General features: G+C 65.6%; 18 protein-coding genes. 11 read left to right on the top strand and 7 right to left on the bottom strand.

The window, feature by feature from the left end; all coding sequences use genetic code 11:
* Positions 1 to 880, bottom strand: an 880-nt coding sequence (locus IE158_RS10730; protein ID WP_229839075.1) for a transposase, incomplete at its 3' end; no start/stop codon positions are given.
* Positions 881 to 1086: 206 nt separating this feature from the next.
* On the opposite strand from IE158_RS10730, the gene IE158_RS10725 reads away from it, so the two are divergent.
* Positions 1087 to 1941 carry a type ISP restriction/modification enzyme gene (locus IE158_RS10725; protein ID WP_189643701.1) on the top strand — a complete coding sequence of 285 codons (855 nt, stop codon included), beginning with the start codon at positions 1087 to 1089 and terminating at the stop codon, positions 1939 to 1941.
* A gap of 18 nt (positions 1942 to 1959) precedes the next feature.
* Here IE158_RS10725 and IE158_RS10720 read toward each other — a convergent pair whose 3' ends face one another.
* The 4 genes from IE158_RS10720 to IE158_RS10705 are packed head-to-tail and all read right to left on the bottom strand — an operon-like array spanning position 1960 to position 5886.
* Positions 1960 to 2688 carry an aminotransferase class IV gene (locus IE158_RS10720; protein WP_229839074.1) on the bottom strand — a complete coding sequence of 243 codons (729 nt, stop codon included), beginning with the start codon at positions 2686 to 2688 and terminating at the stop codon, positions 1960 to 1962.
* Complete coding sequence (locus IE158_RS10715; RefSeq protein WP_189643700.1) at positions 2660 to 3376, bottom strand: B3/B4 domain-containing protein; 717 nt, start codon at positions 3374 to 3376, stop codon at positions 2660 to 2662. The genes IE158_RS10720 and IE158_RS10715 overlap by 29 nt, the downstream gene beginning before the upstream one ends.
* Positions 3373 to 3960, bottom strand: a complete 588-nt coding sequence (locus IE158_RS10710) for a pyridoxamine 5'-phosphate oxidase family protein (protein WP_189643699.1) — start codon at positions 3958 to 3960, stop codon at positions 3373 to 3375. Before IE158_RS10710 ends, IE158_RS10715 begins: the two co-directional genes overlap by 4 nt.
* A gap of 9 nt (positions 3961 to 3969) precedes the next feature.
* Entirely contained in the window at positions 3970 to 5886 is a 1917-nt protein-coding gene (locus IE158_RS10705; RefSeq protein WP_189643698.1) for a chorismate-binding protein, read from the bottom strand.
* A gap of 164 nt (positions 5887 to 6050) precedes the next feature.
* On the opposite strand from IE158_RS10705, the gene IE158_RS10700 reads away from it, so the two are divergent.
* Positions 6051 to 6542: an RrF2 family transcriptional regulator gene (locus IE158_RS10700; RefSeq protein ID WP_189643697.1), complete on the top strand. Its 492-nt coding sequence runs from the start codon at positions 6051 to 6053 to the stop codon at positions 6540 to 6542.
* 95 nt (positions 6543 to 6637) lie between these two features.
* Here IE158_RS10700 and IE158_RS10695 read toward each other — a convergent pair whose 3' ends face one another.
* A complete protein-coding gene (locus tag IE158_RS10695) occupies positions 6638 to 7426 on the bottom strand; it encodes an enoyl-CoA hydratase-related protein (protein ID WP_189643696.1) in 789 nt (262 codons plus the stop codon).
* 38 nt (positions 7427 to 7464) lie between these two features.
* On the opposite strand from IE158_RS10695, the gene ruvX reads away from it, so the two are divergent.
* The 5 genes from ruvX (at position 7465) to IE158_RS10670 (ending at position 12577) form a co-directional block, all read left to right on the top strand.
* Positions 7465 to 7896, top strand: coding sequence for a Holliday junction resolvase RuvX (gene ruvX, locus IE158_RS10690; protein ID WP_229839073.1), 432 nt, complete (start codon positions 7465 to 7467; stop codon positions 7894 to 7896).
* A gap of 126 nt (positions 7897 to 8022) precedes the next feature.
* Positions 8023 to 9714 (top strand): long-chain fatty acid--CoA ligase, encoded by a 1692-nt coding sequence (locus IE158_RS10685; RefSeq protein ID WP_229839072.1) that lies wholly within the window; start codon positions 8023 to 8025, stop codon positions 9712 to 9714.
* Between the two features lie 151 nt (positions 9715 to 9865).
* Positions 9866 to 10888 carry an alpha/beta hydrolase gene (locus IE158_RS10680; protein ID WP_189643694.1) on the top strand — a complete coding sequence of 341 codons (1023 nt, stop codon included), beginning with the start codon at positions 9866 to 9868 and terminating at the stop codon, positions 10886 to 10888.
* Between the two features lie 70 nt (positions 10889 to 10958).
* A complete protein-coding gene (locus IE158_RS10675; protein WP_189643693.1) occupies positions 10959 to 12041 on the top strand; it encodes a C39 family peptidase in 1083 nt (360 codons plus the stop codon).
* A 2-nt stretch (positions 12042 to 12043) separates the two neighbouring features.
* Positions 12044 to 12577, top strand: coding sequence for a hypothetical protein (locus IE158_RS10670; protein ID WP_189643692.1), 534 nt, complete (start codon positions 12044 to 12046; stop codon positions 12575 to 12577).
* 31 nt (positions 12578 to 12608) lie between these two features.
* On the opposite strand, the gene IE158_RS10665 is transcribed toward IE158_RS10670, so the two are convergent.
* A complete protein-coding gene (locus IE158_RS10665; RefSeq protein WP_189643691.1) occupies positions 12609 to 13340 on the bottom strand; it encodes a ribonuclease HI in 732 nt (243 codons plus the stop codon).
* A 26-nt stretch (positions 13341 to 13366) separates the two neighbouring features.
* On the opposite strand from IE158_RS10665, the gene pyrE reads away from it, so the two are divergent.
* The 4 genes from pyrE (at position 13367) to IE158_RS10650 (ending at position 15936) form a co-directional block, all read left to right on the top strand.
* Positions 13367 to 13954, top strand: coding sequence for an orotate phosphoribosyltransferase (gene pyrE / locus IE158_RS10660; RefSeq protein ID WP_189643690.1), 588 nt, complete (start codon positions 13367 to 13369; stop codon positions 13952 to 13954).
* Between the two features lie 86 nt (positions 13955 to 14040).
* Positions 14041 to 14520, top strand: a complete 480-nt coding sequence (gene ribH, locus IE158_RS10655; protein ID WP_189643689.1) for a 6,7-dimethyl-8-ribityllumazine synthase — start codon at positions 14041 to 14043, stop codon at positions 14518 to 14520.
* A gap of 168 nt (positions 14521 to 14688) precedes the next feature.
* Positions 14689 to 15003 (top strand): MFS transporter, encoded by a 315-nt coding sequence (locus IE158_RS13620; RefSeq protein WP_229839071.1) that lies wholly within the window; start codon positions 14689 to 14691, stop codon positions 15001 to 15003.
* A gap of 51 nt (positions 15004 to 15054) precedes the next feature.
* On the top strand, positions 15055 to 15936 hold the full coding sequence (locus IE158_RS10650) for an MFS transporter (protein WP_229839070.1): 882 nt from the start codon (positions 15055 to 15057) through the stop codon (positions 15934 to 15936).
* Positions 15937 to 15944 lie beyond the last annotated feature (8 nt).

The raw sequence follows: 15944 nt of genomic DNA, 5'->3' as shown, positions 1-15944 counted from the left end.
AGCCACCCAAGCCCTGAAAATTGGAGCCGTCTGGCACGGCTTGTCCCACGTTTTGAGGGGTAGTCAGGGGCCAGGCCTGGCTGAGCCAGACCCCCAGGCGCAGACAGAACATCCAGGCCAAGGTCACTAGGCCGAAGAGTCGCTGTAGACGGCTCCTTTCCGTCATTCCGGTCCGCTCCAGGTCGAAGCCTCGCTTCTTGAAGCTGCTGAAGGTGCACTCTATCGACCAGCGCTGCTTGTAAAGCTTCCAGGTCTTCCGAGCACTGAAATCTGTGGCGATGATGACGAGGTCACCTGTAGGTGACCTCGTCGCGACCACCCGCATCAACTCCCCGAACACGAACACCTTTTCGCCAATCTCGTGAAAATGACCGTGCTGGACGTGCTCAAACCATTCTTTCCCATTCATGTCGTCCAGCATGTCGGTCTGTCGGATACGAATTGCCCGCTTGATGCCCTGACGACGAAGAAAGCGGAACCATTCCGCGCCGATGAACTCCCGATCGGCCACCAGACCCAGCCAGCGTTTCGCTGGCAAGGCCCGAAGGAGCTTCAACACCAGCCACATTCGAGCGTAGGTGTGACTGTTCCCAGACTGGTCGAGAGGCACCCAGATGAGCGGCAGGGTGAAGCCGTGAACCACGGCTCCAAGCACCAGAAAGTTGATGGGGGTCTCGCCATGCTCCCAGTTGGTGCGGTCCAGGCTCAGCAAGACTTTCCCTGGTGGAAGATGGACGACAAGCAGAGCGATGAAAAAGCCCATGTCCAGCTGCTCATCCCGGAAAGTGCGGTCTGCCCGCCTTTTTTTAGCCTGTGGGGTACTGATACCGGGCATGTGGGCACTCAAGTCGTGATGATTGACGCTCCTCGCGGCAATCATCGCCAGGAGGACATCGATGAGCCGCTGGAGCGTGTCGATGCGGAGGTGACTGGCGTGCGTTTTGAAGTGCCGGGTGAGTGCGGTAGCCTGCTGGGCAGCGGATTCTGTTGATTTCACACTCCCAGGAGACCGCAAACAGTTGCCCCCATCAAGCTTGATGGGGGCAACTGTTTGTTTTTGCCGTCTGGGACAGCATCGAACTGAAGTTGTCACCTACTGAGGTCCCGTTCTATTTTTCAAAGGACATTGTTGACTACGACGCAGTTAGTGGACACGCCCGACATTTCCCCATCCTCCTCAACTCGACTTCTGCTCAGTCTGACGGGCTTTTTTCCGATGCTCCGACCTCTACCCGCGCCAATCTTTCACCCCTCGCACGCACTTATTTGTCTGCTCTCGGCGCACCCGACCCCGACTCTAGCCCCGAAGCGGCGGCGCTGATTTGGCATCACGCTTTGGCGGTGGGCTTCAGCGCGGCGTACCTGACCGAGAACGCGGCGGGTGTGGCGGCAGACTGGCCGCGTATTCCGCTACCTGCCACGCTGGAGGCTTTGCAGGCGTCGGCGCGGCTGGGGGCGCGGGTGGCGGAGTTGCTGGACAATCCGCACGCGGCAACGGCCCCCGAACTGGGCGCGGTGGGGCGGCTGAAAAAGGTGGACGCGGCGGCAGCGGCGGCGCAGGGCTACGAGGTGCGGGCGGGCTGGGGCAACTTGCAGCGCGGCAGTGTCGTGATGCCGGGGCGCGGGCGCGTGGCCGAGCGGGCGGCGTCGGACTTGCCGAGCGAGTTGGGCGGGCGCGTGCTGGACGTGTCGCTCAATGACGGCTGGGTCTGGGAAAACGTGCCGCTGAGCGTGTGGGAATACACCATCGGCGGCTATCAGGTGGTCAAGAAATGGCTCAGTTACCGCGAATTTGGGGTGCTGGGGCGTGCGCTGTCGCTGGACGAGGCCCGCGAGGTGAGCCGCATGGCCCGCAGGCTGGCCGAACTGGTGCGGCTGGGGCCGGAACTGGACGCGAACTATGCGCGGGTGCGTGGGGAGGTGTGGCAGGCTGAGCCATAGGCTGAAGGGGGAATTCCCTTACCCCGGCCACTCCGTCACCGCATCCCCACCTTGCGGCCACTGCACAGCTAACGCTCGCCTCTCCCCGTCCAGCCACAGCTCACGCACCGGCACCACGCCCACGCCACTGCCGCAAATCCAGGCGCGGGAGATGTGGGGCAGTTCGGCCAACATCACGGGGCGCTCGGTAAAGCCCTTGCCTGCCAGATAATGCGCCCGCGTGATGCTCGGCAGGCCCCCTGCTGGCACGACCAGTTCGCCGCCGAGCTCCAGCAGCGGCGCAGTGCGGCTGCCGTCGGCCAGGGTGCCTGCCAGCCGCAGCCAGCCCTCAAATGCGCCCGCTGCCTGCGCTTCGGCTCCAGCCAGGCGGTAGGGCAGGTAGTTGCCGGTCTTGTGCGCGGCCAGCTGGGGGTGAACTTCCCAGCCGGTCAGCAGCACGTCTATGCCAGCCGTCGGCTTCGGCCCCGGCGTGAGCGGCGCGTGGCTCCAGTACAGCCCATCTGCGGTGAGGGTCAGCCGCAAGAGGCCCCAGGGCAGCGGCTTCAGCGCAGGCGGCTCCGGCTGGCCGGGGTCAGGCAGGCCCAGCAGCGCCGCCGTAGCCGAGAGCCGCGCCAGATGCTGCGGCCACAGCAGCGGCTGCCCGTGTCGGGTGCGAATGGTAGTAAAGGTAGATGCGCCGTGCAACGTGGCGGGGTGAAGAAGGGCGGTGGGAAGTGGCCTAAGCTCCAGCATGGCTGACTGCGGCATTCAGGCGCAGACGCTCCAGCTCTGCATCAGGTGCGATTTCGCGCAGGAGCCGCTCTAGTTCATCTCCCGCCGCCTCCAGTTCCTCCCAAGTCACCGGGGGCAGTGCGTCAAAGAGGAAATATGCATCTGTCGTCGTTTCGGTGAGGCGGGTGCGGGTGCCCTGCCGCCAGTTCCAGGCGCGGCAGGTGACGCCCTGCCCGTCGGCCCAAACCACTTCGCCTGCGGGTGGATGGTCGGTGAAGGCTGTGCCGTCTTTGTTCGTCTCGAACGGTTCGCTGCCATCAGCGACTTTCAGGGTGACAGGCGCTGTGACATGCTCCAAATCCTCGCCGCCGCAGGGCACGGCAAACCGCACACTGACGGCGTTGTAAGCGTCGGTGAGTCGGTTGATGGCGGGCAGTTCGCCGCCTTTCAACACGCGGGCAATCAGGGCTTCTGCCGAATTGGGCATCTTTTTGGGCTTGACACCAAAAGAGCGGAATGCTTCGTGCCACGCCTGAAAATGCGGATGCTGTGCGGGAGGCAGGTCAGCAAACTGAGCGCGGGCGTGCGCTTCGGCTTCGCCAAGCCAGCCCCGGCTCCGCTCATCGCTGGGGCCGTTGGTCAGGCCCTTTGCCACCAGGACAAGGCCCTTGTACCCGGGAAAACGGGACTGAATGTCGGGGCTGATGTGAAGCAGGTCGCTCATTTCTGCGCCTTACCTTGTTGTCCGGAGCCTGTCCAGCCGGGAGAAGCGGTGTCGTTTTTCGCGGGCCAGCGCTCGGCAGGGACGGGGAGAGGGCTGAGTTTGCCCGTCACTTTGTGCGGCGTAATCGCGTAAACCACTGTGCCGCCTATCCTCGGAAAAGAATCCTGCTCGCGGCCCCATGAATCGGCGGGCGCGTATTTGTCCATGAAGGCCGTGTAGAAGCGAATCTGCTCCGCTTCATCTTCCACAATGCGGATGTGTCCAAACACCACGGCTGAGACATAAGCCACTGAGGTATCACACTCAATATGGCCGTAAGGGTAGACCTCGCCCGCTTCGTCCACCTCAAAGCAGACTTTGTCATAGTGGCGCACATTGGTCAGAAAGTGGCCAGCGTAGCGGGCGGTATGCAGATAAATTTGACCATCCATCCACACGAACAGGTTCGGCACGGCGTAGGGGTAGCCATCCGCGCCGATGGTGGCCGTGCGTCCGCAAAAGGCGCGGCTCAGCAGGGCTGACGTGTCTGCCTCGTTCATGGCCTTGTCTTGACGTTTGAGCTGCCCAGTGGGGGGTTCTTTCATTTTTGGATTCTACTCAGGTTGGCTCGCTGCTGCACTCAGCGCCAGCCAGTTGCCCAGCAGCACCCGCCCATACGGACTTAGCACGCTTTCGGGATGAAACTGCACCGCCCAGGCGGGGGCTCCGGGCACGTCCAGTGCCTGCACCACGCCGCCTTGCCCATTCACGCTGCCGCTTCTGGCCGTAATCAGCACTTCGTCTAAGCCCTCCACCACCAGCGAGTGATAGCGCCCGAACTCCGCGCCCTGCGGAATGCCGGCCCACAGGCCCGTGCCCGTGTGGGTCATCGCTTCGGGGCGGCCATGCACCGGCTGCCCGCGCACCACCCGCCCGCCCAGCACCTCGCCCAGCGCCTGATGGCCCAGGCACACGCCCAGCAGCGGCACGCGCTGTTCCAGGCACTGCCGGGTCAGGTCCAGGGTGCAGCCGCTGGTCTGCGGGGTGCCGGGGCCGGGGCCGACCAGCACGGCGTCGGGTCGCAGCGCCAGCAGGTCGGCAGCGTCCTCATCCTGGCTGCGGACCTCTACGGCTGCGCCCAGCGCCAGCAGGTCGTGGCGCAGGTTGTGGGTGAAGGAATCGCGGTTGTCCAGCAGCAGCACCCGCAGCGGCGTTTGCGTGGGCGCGGCGGGGGGCCGCCAGTCCTGGCCGTGTACTGGGGGCGCGGGCGGCTGTGCGGGACGGCCCGGCACTCCGGCCAGCACGTTCAGCAGCGCCTGGGCCTTGTGAACCGTTTCCTCGGCTTCGGCGGCGGGGTCCGAATCAATCACGCTGCCGCCTCCCGCCCGAACGGTGACGCTCCAGCCTGCACCCTCACGCCGAAAATCTGCTGTACGGATCAGGATGCTAAAGTCCGCTCCTGCCCCGCAAATCCGCCCCACGCTGCCGGTGTACCAGCGCCGGGGGCCGGGTTCCAGTGCGGCAATGGCGTCCATCACCCGCTCTTTGGGTGCGCCCGTGATGGTGCCGCCGGGAAAGTTGGCCGCCAGCAGCCCGCGCACGGTGAGGCCCTCTACCGGCCCGGCCACCACTTCCGACACCAGGTGCATCACGTGGCTGTAGCGCTCGACCAGCATCAGGTCCGGCACCCGCACCGTGCCGGGGGCGGCCACGCGGCCCAGGTCGTGCCGCACAAGGTCCACCAGCATGGTGTGTTCGGCCCGCTCCTTGGGCGAGGCGCGCAGCTCGGCTTCCAGAGCGGCGTCTTCTGCGGGCGTGTCGCCGCGCCGCCGGGTGCCCGCAATGGGCCGCGCCGAAATCTGCCCGCGTCCCCGTGCCCCTGCGGCGTCCCAGTAGACCAGCCGCTCTGGGCTGCACGACACCACGGTGCTGTCCACCGTTTCCAGGTAGGCCATAAACGGGCTGGGATTCAGCTCACGCAGCCGCAGGTAGGCGTCCAGCGGGTCGCCCATCGCCTCCGCGCAGACCCCCCGCGAGAGGTTCACCTGATATACTTCGCCTGCCCGAATCAGCTCCTGAATGGCCCGCACGCCCGCCACGTAATCTAGGTCGTCGGCGCTCAGCTGGCCCAGGCGCAGCGGTTCCAGCGCAGCCGGTTCGTTGCCCAGCAGCGCTGACCAGTCCAGATGTGGTTCGCCGACCACAGCGAGCGTGCCTGCTTCCCGGTCCCACACCAGCCCCGACGGATACCAGCCCCACCAGCCGCCGCTCTCCTGGGGTGGATGCGTGCTGAGGCCGAACGACTGCGCCGCTTCGTAATGCAGCCCGCCCAGCCACGCCGGGAACATGCCGCCGCCTCCAGGCCGCTCTGGCAGTTCGCTCTGGGTACGCACTGGAGCCGCGCTGAGAAAGGAATACCGCCCGTACGCCGTCAGCGGCCCTGCCGATTCCAGCAGGGCCAGGTGCGGCCAGCCCAGGGACCGCGCCCGCAGCAGGACTTCGGCAGGAGAGAGCGGCGGCAAAGCAGGCATGGGGGACAGTGTAAATGGTGGATGGGAGATGGGGCAGCAAGCAGATGACACAAAGCGGATGATTGGCTGGGGGAAGTCGGTTCCTGAAGCCTCTGGCCTTTTGCCTTCTGCTCCTCGCGCTTAATCCCGTATTTCCCGTACGGTTTAGGGGGTATACTCAGCGCATGTGGGTGTCCACCAAAGCACAGTACGGGCTGCGCGCCCTGATCGAAATCGGGCGCGGCGGCGGAACGCCTGGCGAGGGCCGGGCTGTACCGCTCAAGGACGTGGCTGAGCGCCAGGACCTCAGCCAGCATTATCTGGAGCAGATCGCCTCTAACCTGCGCCGCGCCGGATTTATCAAAAGCGTGCGCGGCGCTTATGGTGGCTACCGGCTGGCCCGCCCCGCCGACCAGATTTCTGCCTACGACGTGGTCACGGCGCTGGAAGGCAGCATCGCCCCGGTGGAATGTGTCGAGGAAAATCATGTCTGTGACGGCAAACATGTCTGCGGCACCCTGGACCTGTGGCAGCGGGTGGACCAGGCCCTGCGCGACGTGCTGGGCAGCACCACCCTGGCCGATCTGATTGAAGACAGCCAGCGCCAGGAGCATGCCCGGCTGCTGCAACTCGGCCCATTGCCGCCGGTTCCCGCCGAATCAGTGGGCCATTCCTGACCCCTGCAAGGTGAGAGGGCGGCTTTCTCCGTGTGGAGGGCCGCCCTCTTTTTTTCGTTACCGTCTTACTGCCCTTTGGCCGCTGTGCTGGGGCCTCAGCGGTTCCAGTTGGGCGGGCGCTTTTCCATAAAGGCCTGCACCCCTTCGCGGAAGTCGGCGCTTTCGCCAGCCTGCTGCTGCAACTCGGCTTCCAGGGTCAGCGAGTCGCTCAGGGTGCCGGTCAGGGCCGCATTCAGCGCCCGCTTGGTCAGGGCCAGGGCCAGCGCGGGCCGGGCGGCGAAGGTCTCGGCGTAAGCCTGGGCCTGCTGCGCGAAAGTGTCCGCCCCGAAGACCTGCTGGCACAGTCCCAGTTCCAGGGCTTGCTGGGCGCTCAGTTTCTCGGCCAGACTCATCAGCTCAAAGGCGCGGCCAAAGCCCACCAGGCGCGGCAAAAACCAGGTGCTGCCCGCGTCCGGAATCAGGGCAATGTTGGAGAAAATCTGCACCCACTGCGCGTCTTCGCTGCTGACCCGCAGGTCGCAGGCCAGGGCCAGGCTGGCTCCGGCTCCGGCAGCGACGCCATTTACGGCGGCAATCACAGGCTTGTCCATCTCGCGGATGGCTTCAATCACGGGGCGGTAGTGCCGCTCCAGGTGACCGTGCAGGTCCAGCCCCTGGCCCTGGAGCAGCGGCCCGGCCACTTCGGTCAGGTCTTGCCCGGCACAGAAGCCCCGGCCCTCGCCGGTCAGGACGACGGCGCGCACAGCGGGGTCGTTGGCCGCGTCCTGGAGGGCGGTCAGCAGTTGCCCCGCCAGGGCGGCGGTCAGGGCATTGAGACGGTCAGGGTTGTTCAGGCTAAGGGTTCGCACCCCGGCCTGGTCGCGGGTCAGCACCAATTGGGTCATGCGCCTAGCCTAGCGCCCGGCCCCCTACAATGGGCCGCATGACCCAGCGGACCCCGCCCGCCCCGACTGCCCTGGCTCTGGATGTCAGCAAGCGCTCTATCGGTTTTGCCGTCAGTCAGGGCCGGTTGGCCTTCGGACGCGGCAGTGTGCTCAGAAAGCGGCTGCCGCTGGACCTCAAGGCCGTTCGGCTGAGGGTAGAGGAAACCGGCGCAGAGGTGCTGGTGCTGGGGCTGCCGCTGCGAACCGATGGTGCCCGCAGCCCCGCCGCTGACCGGGTGCGGGCTTTTGGGCGCATCCTGACCGAGCAAGGCTACCGGGTGGACTATCAAGACGAGCGCTTCACCACGCAGCGGGCGCGGGCTCTGGGCGCTGAGGACCTCGACGAAGCGGCGGCGGTGCAGATTCTGGAACTGTGGCTGGCCCGCGTGAGCCAGCAGGAGACTCAGCGGCCCGCCCCCCGCGAGACCTGAGCGCTGCTACCACTTGCACGGCGCTGGCCCGGCGCAGGGCTACACCTGTAACCGGCTATGCCATAATTAATTCCCCTTCATAACCTACACACTTGACATTCTTTCCCCCCTTCAAGGAGGCCACCCATGACCGCCACGTCCCCTTTTGCCAGCTCTATCCAGGGCACCATGATGGATGTCCAGCTGACCATTCCCGCCATTTTGGAGCGTGCCCGCACCTATTTCCCAGAGCGTGAGGTGGTCAGTCTGCTGCCCGCTGGCCGCGATGAGCAGGGCAATCCCGTGCCTGCCACGCACCGCACCACCTACGGCGAGGTGACCGAGCGGGCGCGCCGGTTGGCCGGGGGTCTGAGTGCCCTGGGCCTGGGGCGGGGTGACCGGGTCGCCACCCTGGGCGTGAACTCTTTTAGGCACCTCGAAGCTTATCTGGGCATTCCCAGCGGCGGCTTCGTGCTGCACACGGTCAATATTCGGCTGCACCCCCAGCAGATCGCCTGGATTCTGAACGATGCAGGCAGCCGCGTGCTGATGATCGAGAACCTCTTTGCGGCGATGATTCCGGCCATCTTGGAGCACTGCCCAAAGATCGAAACCATCCTGGTGATGGGGCCGGTGCCTCAGCCGGTAGACCACCCCAGGGTCCATGACTACGACCGCTGGGTCATGGACCAAGCCCCGCTGGAGCGCTACCCCGAGATTGACGAGCGCGAGGCTGCTGGCATGTGCTACACCTCCGGCACCACCGGGCAGCCCAAGGCCGTGGTGTACACCCACCGCTCTACCGTGCTGCACTCTTTCAGTATCGCCAGCAAGGACGGCCTGAATATGTCCGAGCGCGACCGCATTCTGCCGGTGGTGCCCATGTTTCACGTCAACGCCTGGGGGATTCCCTACGCGGCCACCATGTTTGGGGCGTCGCAGGTGTATTCGGGCATGTTCAACGATGGCCCGAACCTCGCCCGGCTGATGCAGGCCGAGGGCGTTACCGCCAGCGCGGGTGTGCCCACCATCTGGCTGGGGCTGCTGGCCGAGTTGGACCGCGCGGCAGAAGCCGGAGAACCCTACGACCTCAGCCCGCAGGAGCGCGTGATCATCGGCGGGGCTGCCGCACCCGAAAGCATGATTCGCGCGTTTCAGGAGCGCCATAACCTGAACGTGATTCACGCCTGGGGCATGACCGAAACCCACCCGCTGGGCACTGCCAGCAACATGCCTCCCGGCCTGGACCCGCGCAGCGACGCAGGCTACGCGCTGCGGGCCACCCAGGGCCGCGCCGTGCCACTGGTGGACCTGATGCTGCTCTCCGAGGACGGCCAGAAGGTGCCGCACGACGGCCAAACGATGGGCCGCTTGCTGGTGCGTGGTCCCTGGGTCACCAACTCGTACTACGGCGGGGCAGGCGAGGGCGCGTTTGTGGAGGTGGACGGCCTGCGCTGGTTTGACACCGGTGACATCTCCACTATTAATCCGCAGGGCTACATGACCATTCAGGACCGCGCCAAGGACCTGGTCAAGTCGGGCGGCGAGTGGATCAGTTCGGTTGAGCTGGAAAATGCCCTGATGGGCCACCCCGCCGTGGCGCTGGCCGCTGTGATTGCCCGCCATGACCCCAAGTGGGACGAGCGCCCGCTGTCCCTGGTGCAGCTGCGCCCCGGTGCGCAGGCGACCCACGCCGAGCTGACCGAATTTATTCAGGAGCGCTTTCCCAAATGGTGGTTGCCCGACGACACGGTCTTTCTTGAGCAGTTGCCGCTGGGTGCGACCGGCAAGGTGCTCAAGCGCGAACTGCGGGACGAGCACGGAGGCTTTGGAGCTTAGCCACTGCCCGGCCAGGGGTAGATACTCTAGAGGGTGGGAAGGCCAGGGGCTTTCCCGCTTCCTTTTTTCTGCGGCTGGCTTCTGCGTTGGCTGTCCCTTGTGCACAGGCAGGCTGGGCCTAGGAGGCCAGGAAGCCCCTACAATCGGGCCTATGCCTGCCCGCACCGATGGCCGTCAAGTCACATTGATTCCGCCTGCTGGAGCCGCTGCCCTGATCGGCGACCCCACCGACTGGGACCGCCGCCCGGCCTGGCCGGTGCAGCCGGGCGAGCCGGTGACGCTGACCCTGCCGCGCGGTGCCTGGCTGGAATATGCCTGGCTGGACGCGCAGGGCCAGCTGTTCCCTGACCCCGAAGGCCTGCCCACCGTCAATCCCTGGTTCAGCGCCGCCCGCGCCGTGCAGGTGGGCGAGTGGGCCGAGCATCCGCTGTGGCAGGGAGCAGCTCCTGAACTGGGCACCGTACACCGCCTGGCCTGGGAGGGGAAGGTGTTCGCCGGTCGGCGGCGGGCCACGCTGTACCTGCCGCGCAGCTACCGATCAGGGCAAGCGCTGCCGCTGTACTACGTGCAGGACGGCGTGGCCTTTTACCGCATCGGGCGGCTGGCCGAGGCGATGGAGCGGGCTGTGGCTGCCGGTCAGGCCCAGCCCGCCGCGTTTGTGTTCGTGGAGCCGAACGACCGCAACGCCGAGTACTACCTGAACGCCGACTACCTGCCGTTCCTGCGGGATGAAGTCATGCCCCGCGTAGAAGGCGACCTGACCGAGTGGGGCGTGCCCGTGCAGGTCAGCGAACGCGGCCTGTGGGGAGCCAGCCTGGGCGGGCTGGCTTCGCTGTACTTGGGCAGTGGGCACCCGGAGCTATTCAGCCGGGTGGTCAGCCACAGCGGGGCCCTTATTGCCCGGCCCGGTGCACAAGCGCCGGAGGGCAAAGTGGACGTGTTGGAAGCGGGCGAGTGGCTACGTGAGCGGCTGGAAGCGGGCCCGCCCCGGCATCTGCGGGTCAGTCTGGACACGGGGCTGCTGGAGTGGCTCACCGCGCCCAACCGCCGCATGGCCGCCGCCCTGGCCGACGGCGGCGTAGAACACAGCTACCGCGAGTTCCCCGGCGGGCACAACTGGGTCACTTGGCGGCAAGCCCTGACCTGGGCGCTGCTGGACCAGCTCGGCGGGTAAAGGGCGGCTAGCATGAGTGCAGGATGAAGCGCTCATCAACCTGCCTGCTCCGGCTGGCACACTGGACCCTATGCGACCTTTGGCCCAAGGAACTTTGCTGCTTAGTCTTGCGCTTGGACTCACCGTGCCTGCGGCCCAGGCGGAAGTGATTGCCTACACTGACGCCCAGGCCCAGACCGTCAGCCAGACGCTGCTGCACCGCACGGCGGGCGACTGGCAGGCCGGCACGCTCAACTCGCTGCGGCTGGACGGCGACGCGCTGGTGGCTCAGGGTGAGCGCGGCATGTACACCAGCCCGGAGCTGCCTGTGGCTCCCTTTGACGAACTGGTGCCCAGCTGGAACGTGCAGACCCCCAGCGGCTACGCGGTGCTCAAGGTCCGTGTCCGGCTGGCCTCGGGCTGGACCGATTGGTATTCCTTTGGGCGCTGGAGCCGCAGCGATGACCGCTATTCGCTCAAAGCCCAGAAGGATGCTCACGGTGAAGTGCTGACCGACACACTGCGCCTCAAGGGCAAGGCAACAGCGGTGCAGTATCACCTGTCGCTGATTGGCGAAGGCACCCGCGCCCGGCTGGTGGCTCTGAACACCACCGACCGCGCTCAGCGGGCCAAGTCGGGGGTGCAGGCCGGCAATCCGGCCCTCTGGAACCGCGTCATCAATGTGCCGCAGCGTTCGCAGATGCTGTACCCAGACGGCGGAGAAGTCTGGTGCAGCCCCACCAGCGTGAGCATGATTTTGGCGCATCTGGGCACCGACGTGACGGTGCCTGCGGCGGCCAAAGGCACCTATGACCGCGTGTACGAGGGCACCGGCAACTGGGCCTTTAACGCTGCCTATGCTGGTGAGCTCGGCTACAGCGCCTATATCACCCGTCTGCCCAGCCTGGCTGCCGCTGAAGAGTTCATTGCGCGGGGGCAGCCGCTGGCGGTCAGCCTGGGCTGGGGCCGGGGCGAACTGAGCGGCGCGCCGCTGCCCAGCAGCACGGGGCACTTGATGGTGCTGGTGGGATTTGACGCGCAGGGCAACCCGGTGCTGAACGACCCTGCTGCGCCCAGCAACGCTGGCGTGCGCCGCACCTATCCCCGCGCCCAGTTCGAGCGGCTCTGGCTGGGGCACAGCGGGGGGCTGAGCTACGTAATTGAGAAGGGCTGATTGTGGCCCTGACGCTTAAACAACTCCGCTCGGCGCTGGAACACATGGACGCACCCGAACTCCGCGCTGTGGTGGAGGACCTCTACAAAGCCAGTATAGACAACAAGCGTCTGCTGACCGCCAAGCTAAACGGCGACATTTCTGACCTGCGGGGCAAATTGTCGCAGGAGCTAGAAAAAGCTTTCAGAACATCGGGTCGCCTCCCATCAATGAAAGTGGGCGGCGCAAAAAAGGCGCTGACGGCTTTTGTCAAAGTGGCCAGCCCGGTAGAGGCGCTGGACGCTGAGCTGGCTTACGTGGAAGCGGGCGTGGCTTGCTTGAATACCTACGGCGACTGGCCCGAAAACAACTACACCAGCATGGAAAAAGTCTTTGAGGCTGCTCTGGCCCGTGCTGAGCAGTTGCCCTCAGACCAAATTCCTTATGAGCGCCTGGACACCTTGGTAGAAAATGCAGACGGCTTTGGCTACGGCTTTTCCGACCAATTGTCTTGGCTGTATGACGAATTCCTGGCACGCATGGAAAGGGGCGACTAAGCCTTCGCCGCGTGCCTCTGCCTCTGTTGTGCTACTCGAACTCCACCACCACGCCTGCGCTATCGGCCTGAGCGCGGGCAGCCAGCAAGCGGGCCTGCGCGGCGGGCAGCAGCGAGCGCAGCGGGTTGTCCCACAGGGCGCGGGCCAGCTTGGAAGCGCGGCGCACGCGCACCGTCTCGCCGGGCTGGGCCAGTGCAGCGGCGGCCAGCAGCGCCTGAGCCGAGGGAGGGAGCGGGTCCAGCGGGTCCAGCGGCACCTCGGCGCTCACGCGCTCGCCGGGGCGGCGCAGAGCCACGCGGGCCAGCTGGCTGCCTTCGCGCAGGTCCAGGTTGACCTCGGCCCAGGGTCCGGACAGGGGGCCACTGTGCTGGCCCAGCCGCGCTGCGTTTGCCAGGTCGTGGGCGGCGCGCATGTGGCGGCGGGTGCGCGGCACGTACGACAGCCGCAGAGCGATGTTCCGCGTCAGGGCCAAGTCCAGCACTTCATCACGCACCGGCCACAGGCTGGCCGGCCCTTTGCCCTTGCCGATGGCGTGGAGCACCGCCCAGTTGTCGGAATAGATGCTCAGCGGCTGCCCGGCTGGGGCGCTGCGCACCGCTTCGAGCACCGCCCGCATCTCGGCGGCGTTGTTGTCGGGGGCCTGAAGCTGACCGCCGATGCGCCGGGGCAACTCGCCCCCATCCAGCAGCACCAGCCCCCAGCCGCCCTGACCGCGTTCGGCCTCTTCCTCACGCCAGCTGGCGTCCACGTAGGCGTGATTCATGCATTGCAGTATGTCATTCTGATTTCATGACCAACAGCGGTGAATTAGATGTTCTGGCCCTGTACCGCGAGGCCGGAGCGTTTCATGAAGGCCACTTTTTGCTCGCCTCAGGCCGCCACTCGCCCAAATTTCTGCAAAGCACCACGCTGACCCAGTATCCGCAGTACACGGCGCAGCTGGCGGCAGGGCTGGCGGCGCGGCTGCGGGAGCGCGGCATCCAGGCCAACTTGACCGTCGGCCCCGCGATGGGCGGTGTGGTCCCGGCCTACGAAGTGGCGCGGGCCCTGGGCGTGCGCTCCATCTTTGCCGAAAAAGACGGCCAGGGCGGCATGAAAATCCGCGAAGCCTTCAGCCTCGAAGCGGGCGAACCCTTCATTGCCATCGAGGATGTGCTGACCACCGGCGGCAGTGTGATGAAAGCGGTCCAGGCCGCCGAAGCAGCGGGCGGAAAGTGTGCTGCTATTGCCTGCATTATTGACCGCCGCAGCCCGGAGGTAGACGCGCAGGAGCTGAACGGCTACCCCCTGGTGGCGCTGACCCGCGTTCACTTCGACACCTACGCCCCGGACGAAGTGCCAGAGTGGCTGGCGGCGATTCCCTTGCAGGAGATTTGAAGCGCAGCAGAGACAAGGCGGGAGGACGGGGGGCTGATTTGCCCCTGCATTCTGCCGCCGCAGAGGACTGCTCTAGAATGCCGCTCATGAAGCGTATCGAAGCCAACCTGATTGCCGCAGACCTCAAATTCGCCATTGTCAGCACCCGCTGGAACCACTTCATCGTGGACCGGCTGGTGGAGGGGGCCGAGCTGGCCTTCGTGCAGCATGGCGGCAACACGGACAACCTGGACCATTACCTGGCCCCCGGCTCTTACGAGGTGCCGCTGATTGCCCGCCGCCTGGCCGAAAGTGGCCGGTACGACGCCGTGGTATGCCTGGGCGCGGTGATCAAGGGCGACACCGACCACTACGACTTCGTGGCGGGCGGCGCGGCCAACGGCATCCTGAACACCAGCCTGCATACTGGCGTGCCGGTGGCTTTTGGCGTGCTGACCACCGATACCGTTGAGCAGGCCATGAACCGCGCTGGCATCAAGGCAGGCAACAAAGGGGCCGAAGCCGTGCTGGCGATGGTGGAAACGGTGAACCTGCTGCGGCAGGTGAAATCGGCGACTGACCGCTAAAGAGGAAGCCATCCTCTGCAGAGCGGCAATGGGTCTCAGTGGGTTCGTTTTATGGGGCCATCACCTTCCAGCCGCCGCTTCATCTCAGCCGAGATGGCATATCAATCCTTCCAATAAGTTGGCTGTGTCATAGCCGAGACCAATAAGAACTCAGGCATACTGCCCTCTGTGAAGCGCTACGGTATCCGCGTCAACCTGGAACAGTTCCTCCATCAGCTATTTCAGGTTTTGCTGGTCGGGCTGACCCTGGGCATGACGCGCACGGTGGTGCCCGCGCTGGCTGAGACGGAGTTTGGTGTACCTGCTGGCTCGTTTCTGCTGCTGAGTACGTTTGTTGTGGCGTTCGGCGTAGTCAAGGGGCTGATGAATTTTTTCGCAGGTCGCCTCTCGGAGCGAGTGGGGCGGCGGCCAGTATTGCTGTACGGCTGGCTGCTCGCGCTCCCTATTCCACTGCTGCTGTGGTGGGCACCGGGTTGGGGATAGGTGGTGCTGGCAACGGTGCTGCTGGGCGTGCAGCAGGGCCTTACCTGGTCCATGACACAGACCTCCCAGCTGGACCTCACCCGACCCGACCAGCGCGGGGTGACCATCGGGCTCAATGAGTTTGCTGGCTACGCAGGTGTGGCGCTGGGCGGCCTGGGAACGGCTTATCTGGCGGGAGGGATGGATCCTCGGCAGGCCCTGTTGCTGTTCGGGTTGACTGTGGCAGCACTTGCCCTTCTGGATCTTCGGAGGGTGCAGGACACCTTGCCCTGGGCGCAGCAGGAAGCGGCCAGGCAGGGAGGCGGTGAAAGTGGCTCACTGGGCACCCGTCAGGTCTTCTGGCGGATGTCGTGGGGGGACCGCCGCCTGGCGGCGCTGAGCCAGGCCGGATTGGTAGAGAAGTTTGTGGACGCGCTGGTGTGGGTGTTTTATCCCGTGTTTCTGTACGGCGCGGGCCTCAGCCTGCCGGAAGTGGGCTGGGTGACAGGGGTATACGGTGTGGTCTGGGGTGTTTCGCAGCTGCTGACCGGTCGACTCTCTGACCGGGTGGGGCGGCAGTGGCCCAACGTACTGGGCATGTGGGTTTGCGGCTTGGGCGTAGCGCTGATGCTGCTGGGCACGGGCCTGGCCTGGTGGAGCTTTGCGGCAGCCGTCTCGGGACTGGGCATGGCGCTGCTTTACCCCAACCTCTCAGCCGCAGTGGCGGACCTCGCCCACCCAAGCTGGCGCGGGTCTGCCATTGGGATTTACCGGTTCTGGCGTGACCTGGGCTACAGCGTAGGAGCGCTGGGCCTGGGGCTGACCGCCTCAGTGACTGGGCAGCTGGCTCCGGCGTTCTGGTTTGTCGCTGGAGCCATGTTCCTGTCTGGTCTGGTGCTGCTCGTGTGGGGAGAGGAGAGTCACCCTCGCCTGCGGGCGGCGTCGGGAGAGTAGCCTGGTAC

The organism is Deinococcus piscis (assembly GCF_014653275.1).
In the GTDB taxonomy this organism is placed as follows: Bacteria; Deinococcota; Deinococci; order Deinococcales; family Deinococcaceae; genus Deinococcus; species Deinococcus piscis.
Note: the sequence above shows the minus strand (reverse complement) of the source record. Positions and strands in the feature narration are given on the sequence as shown.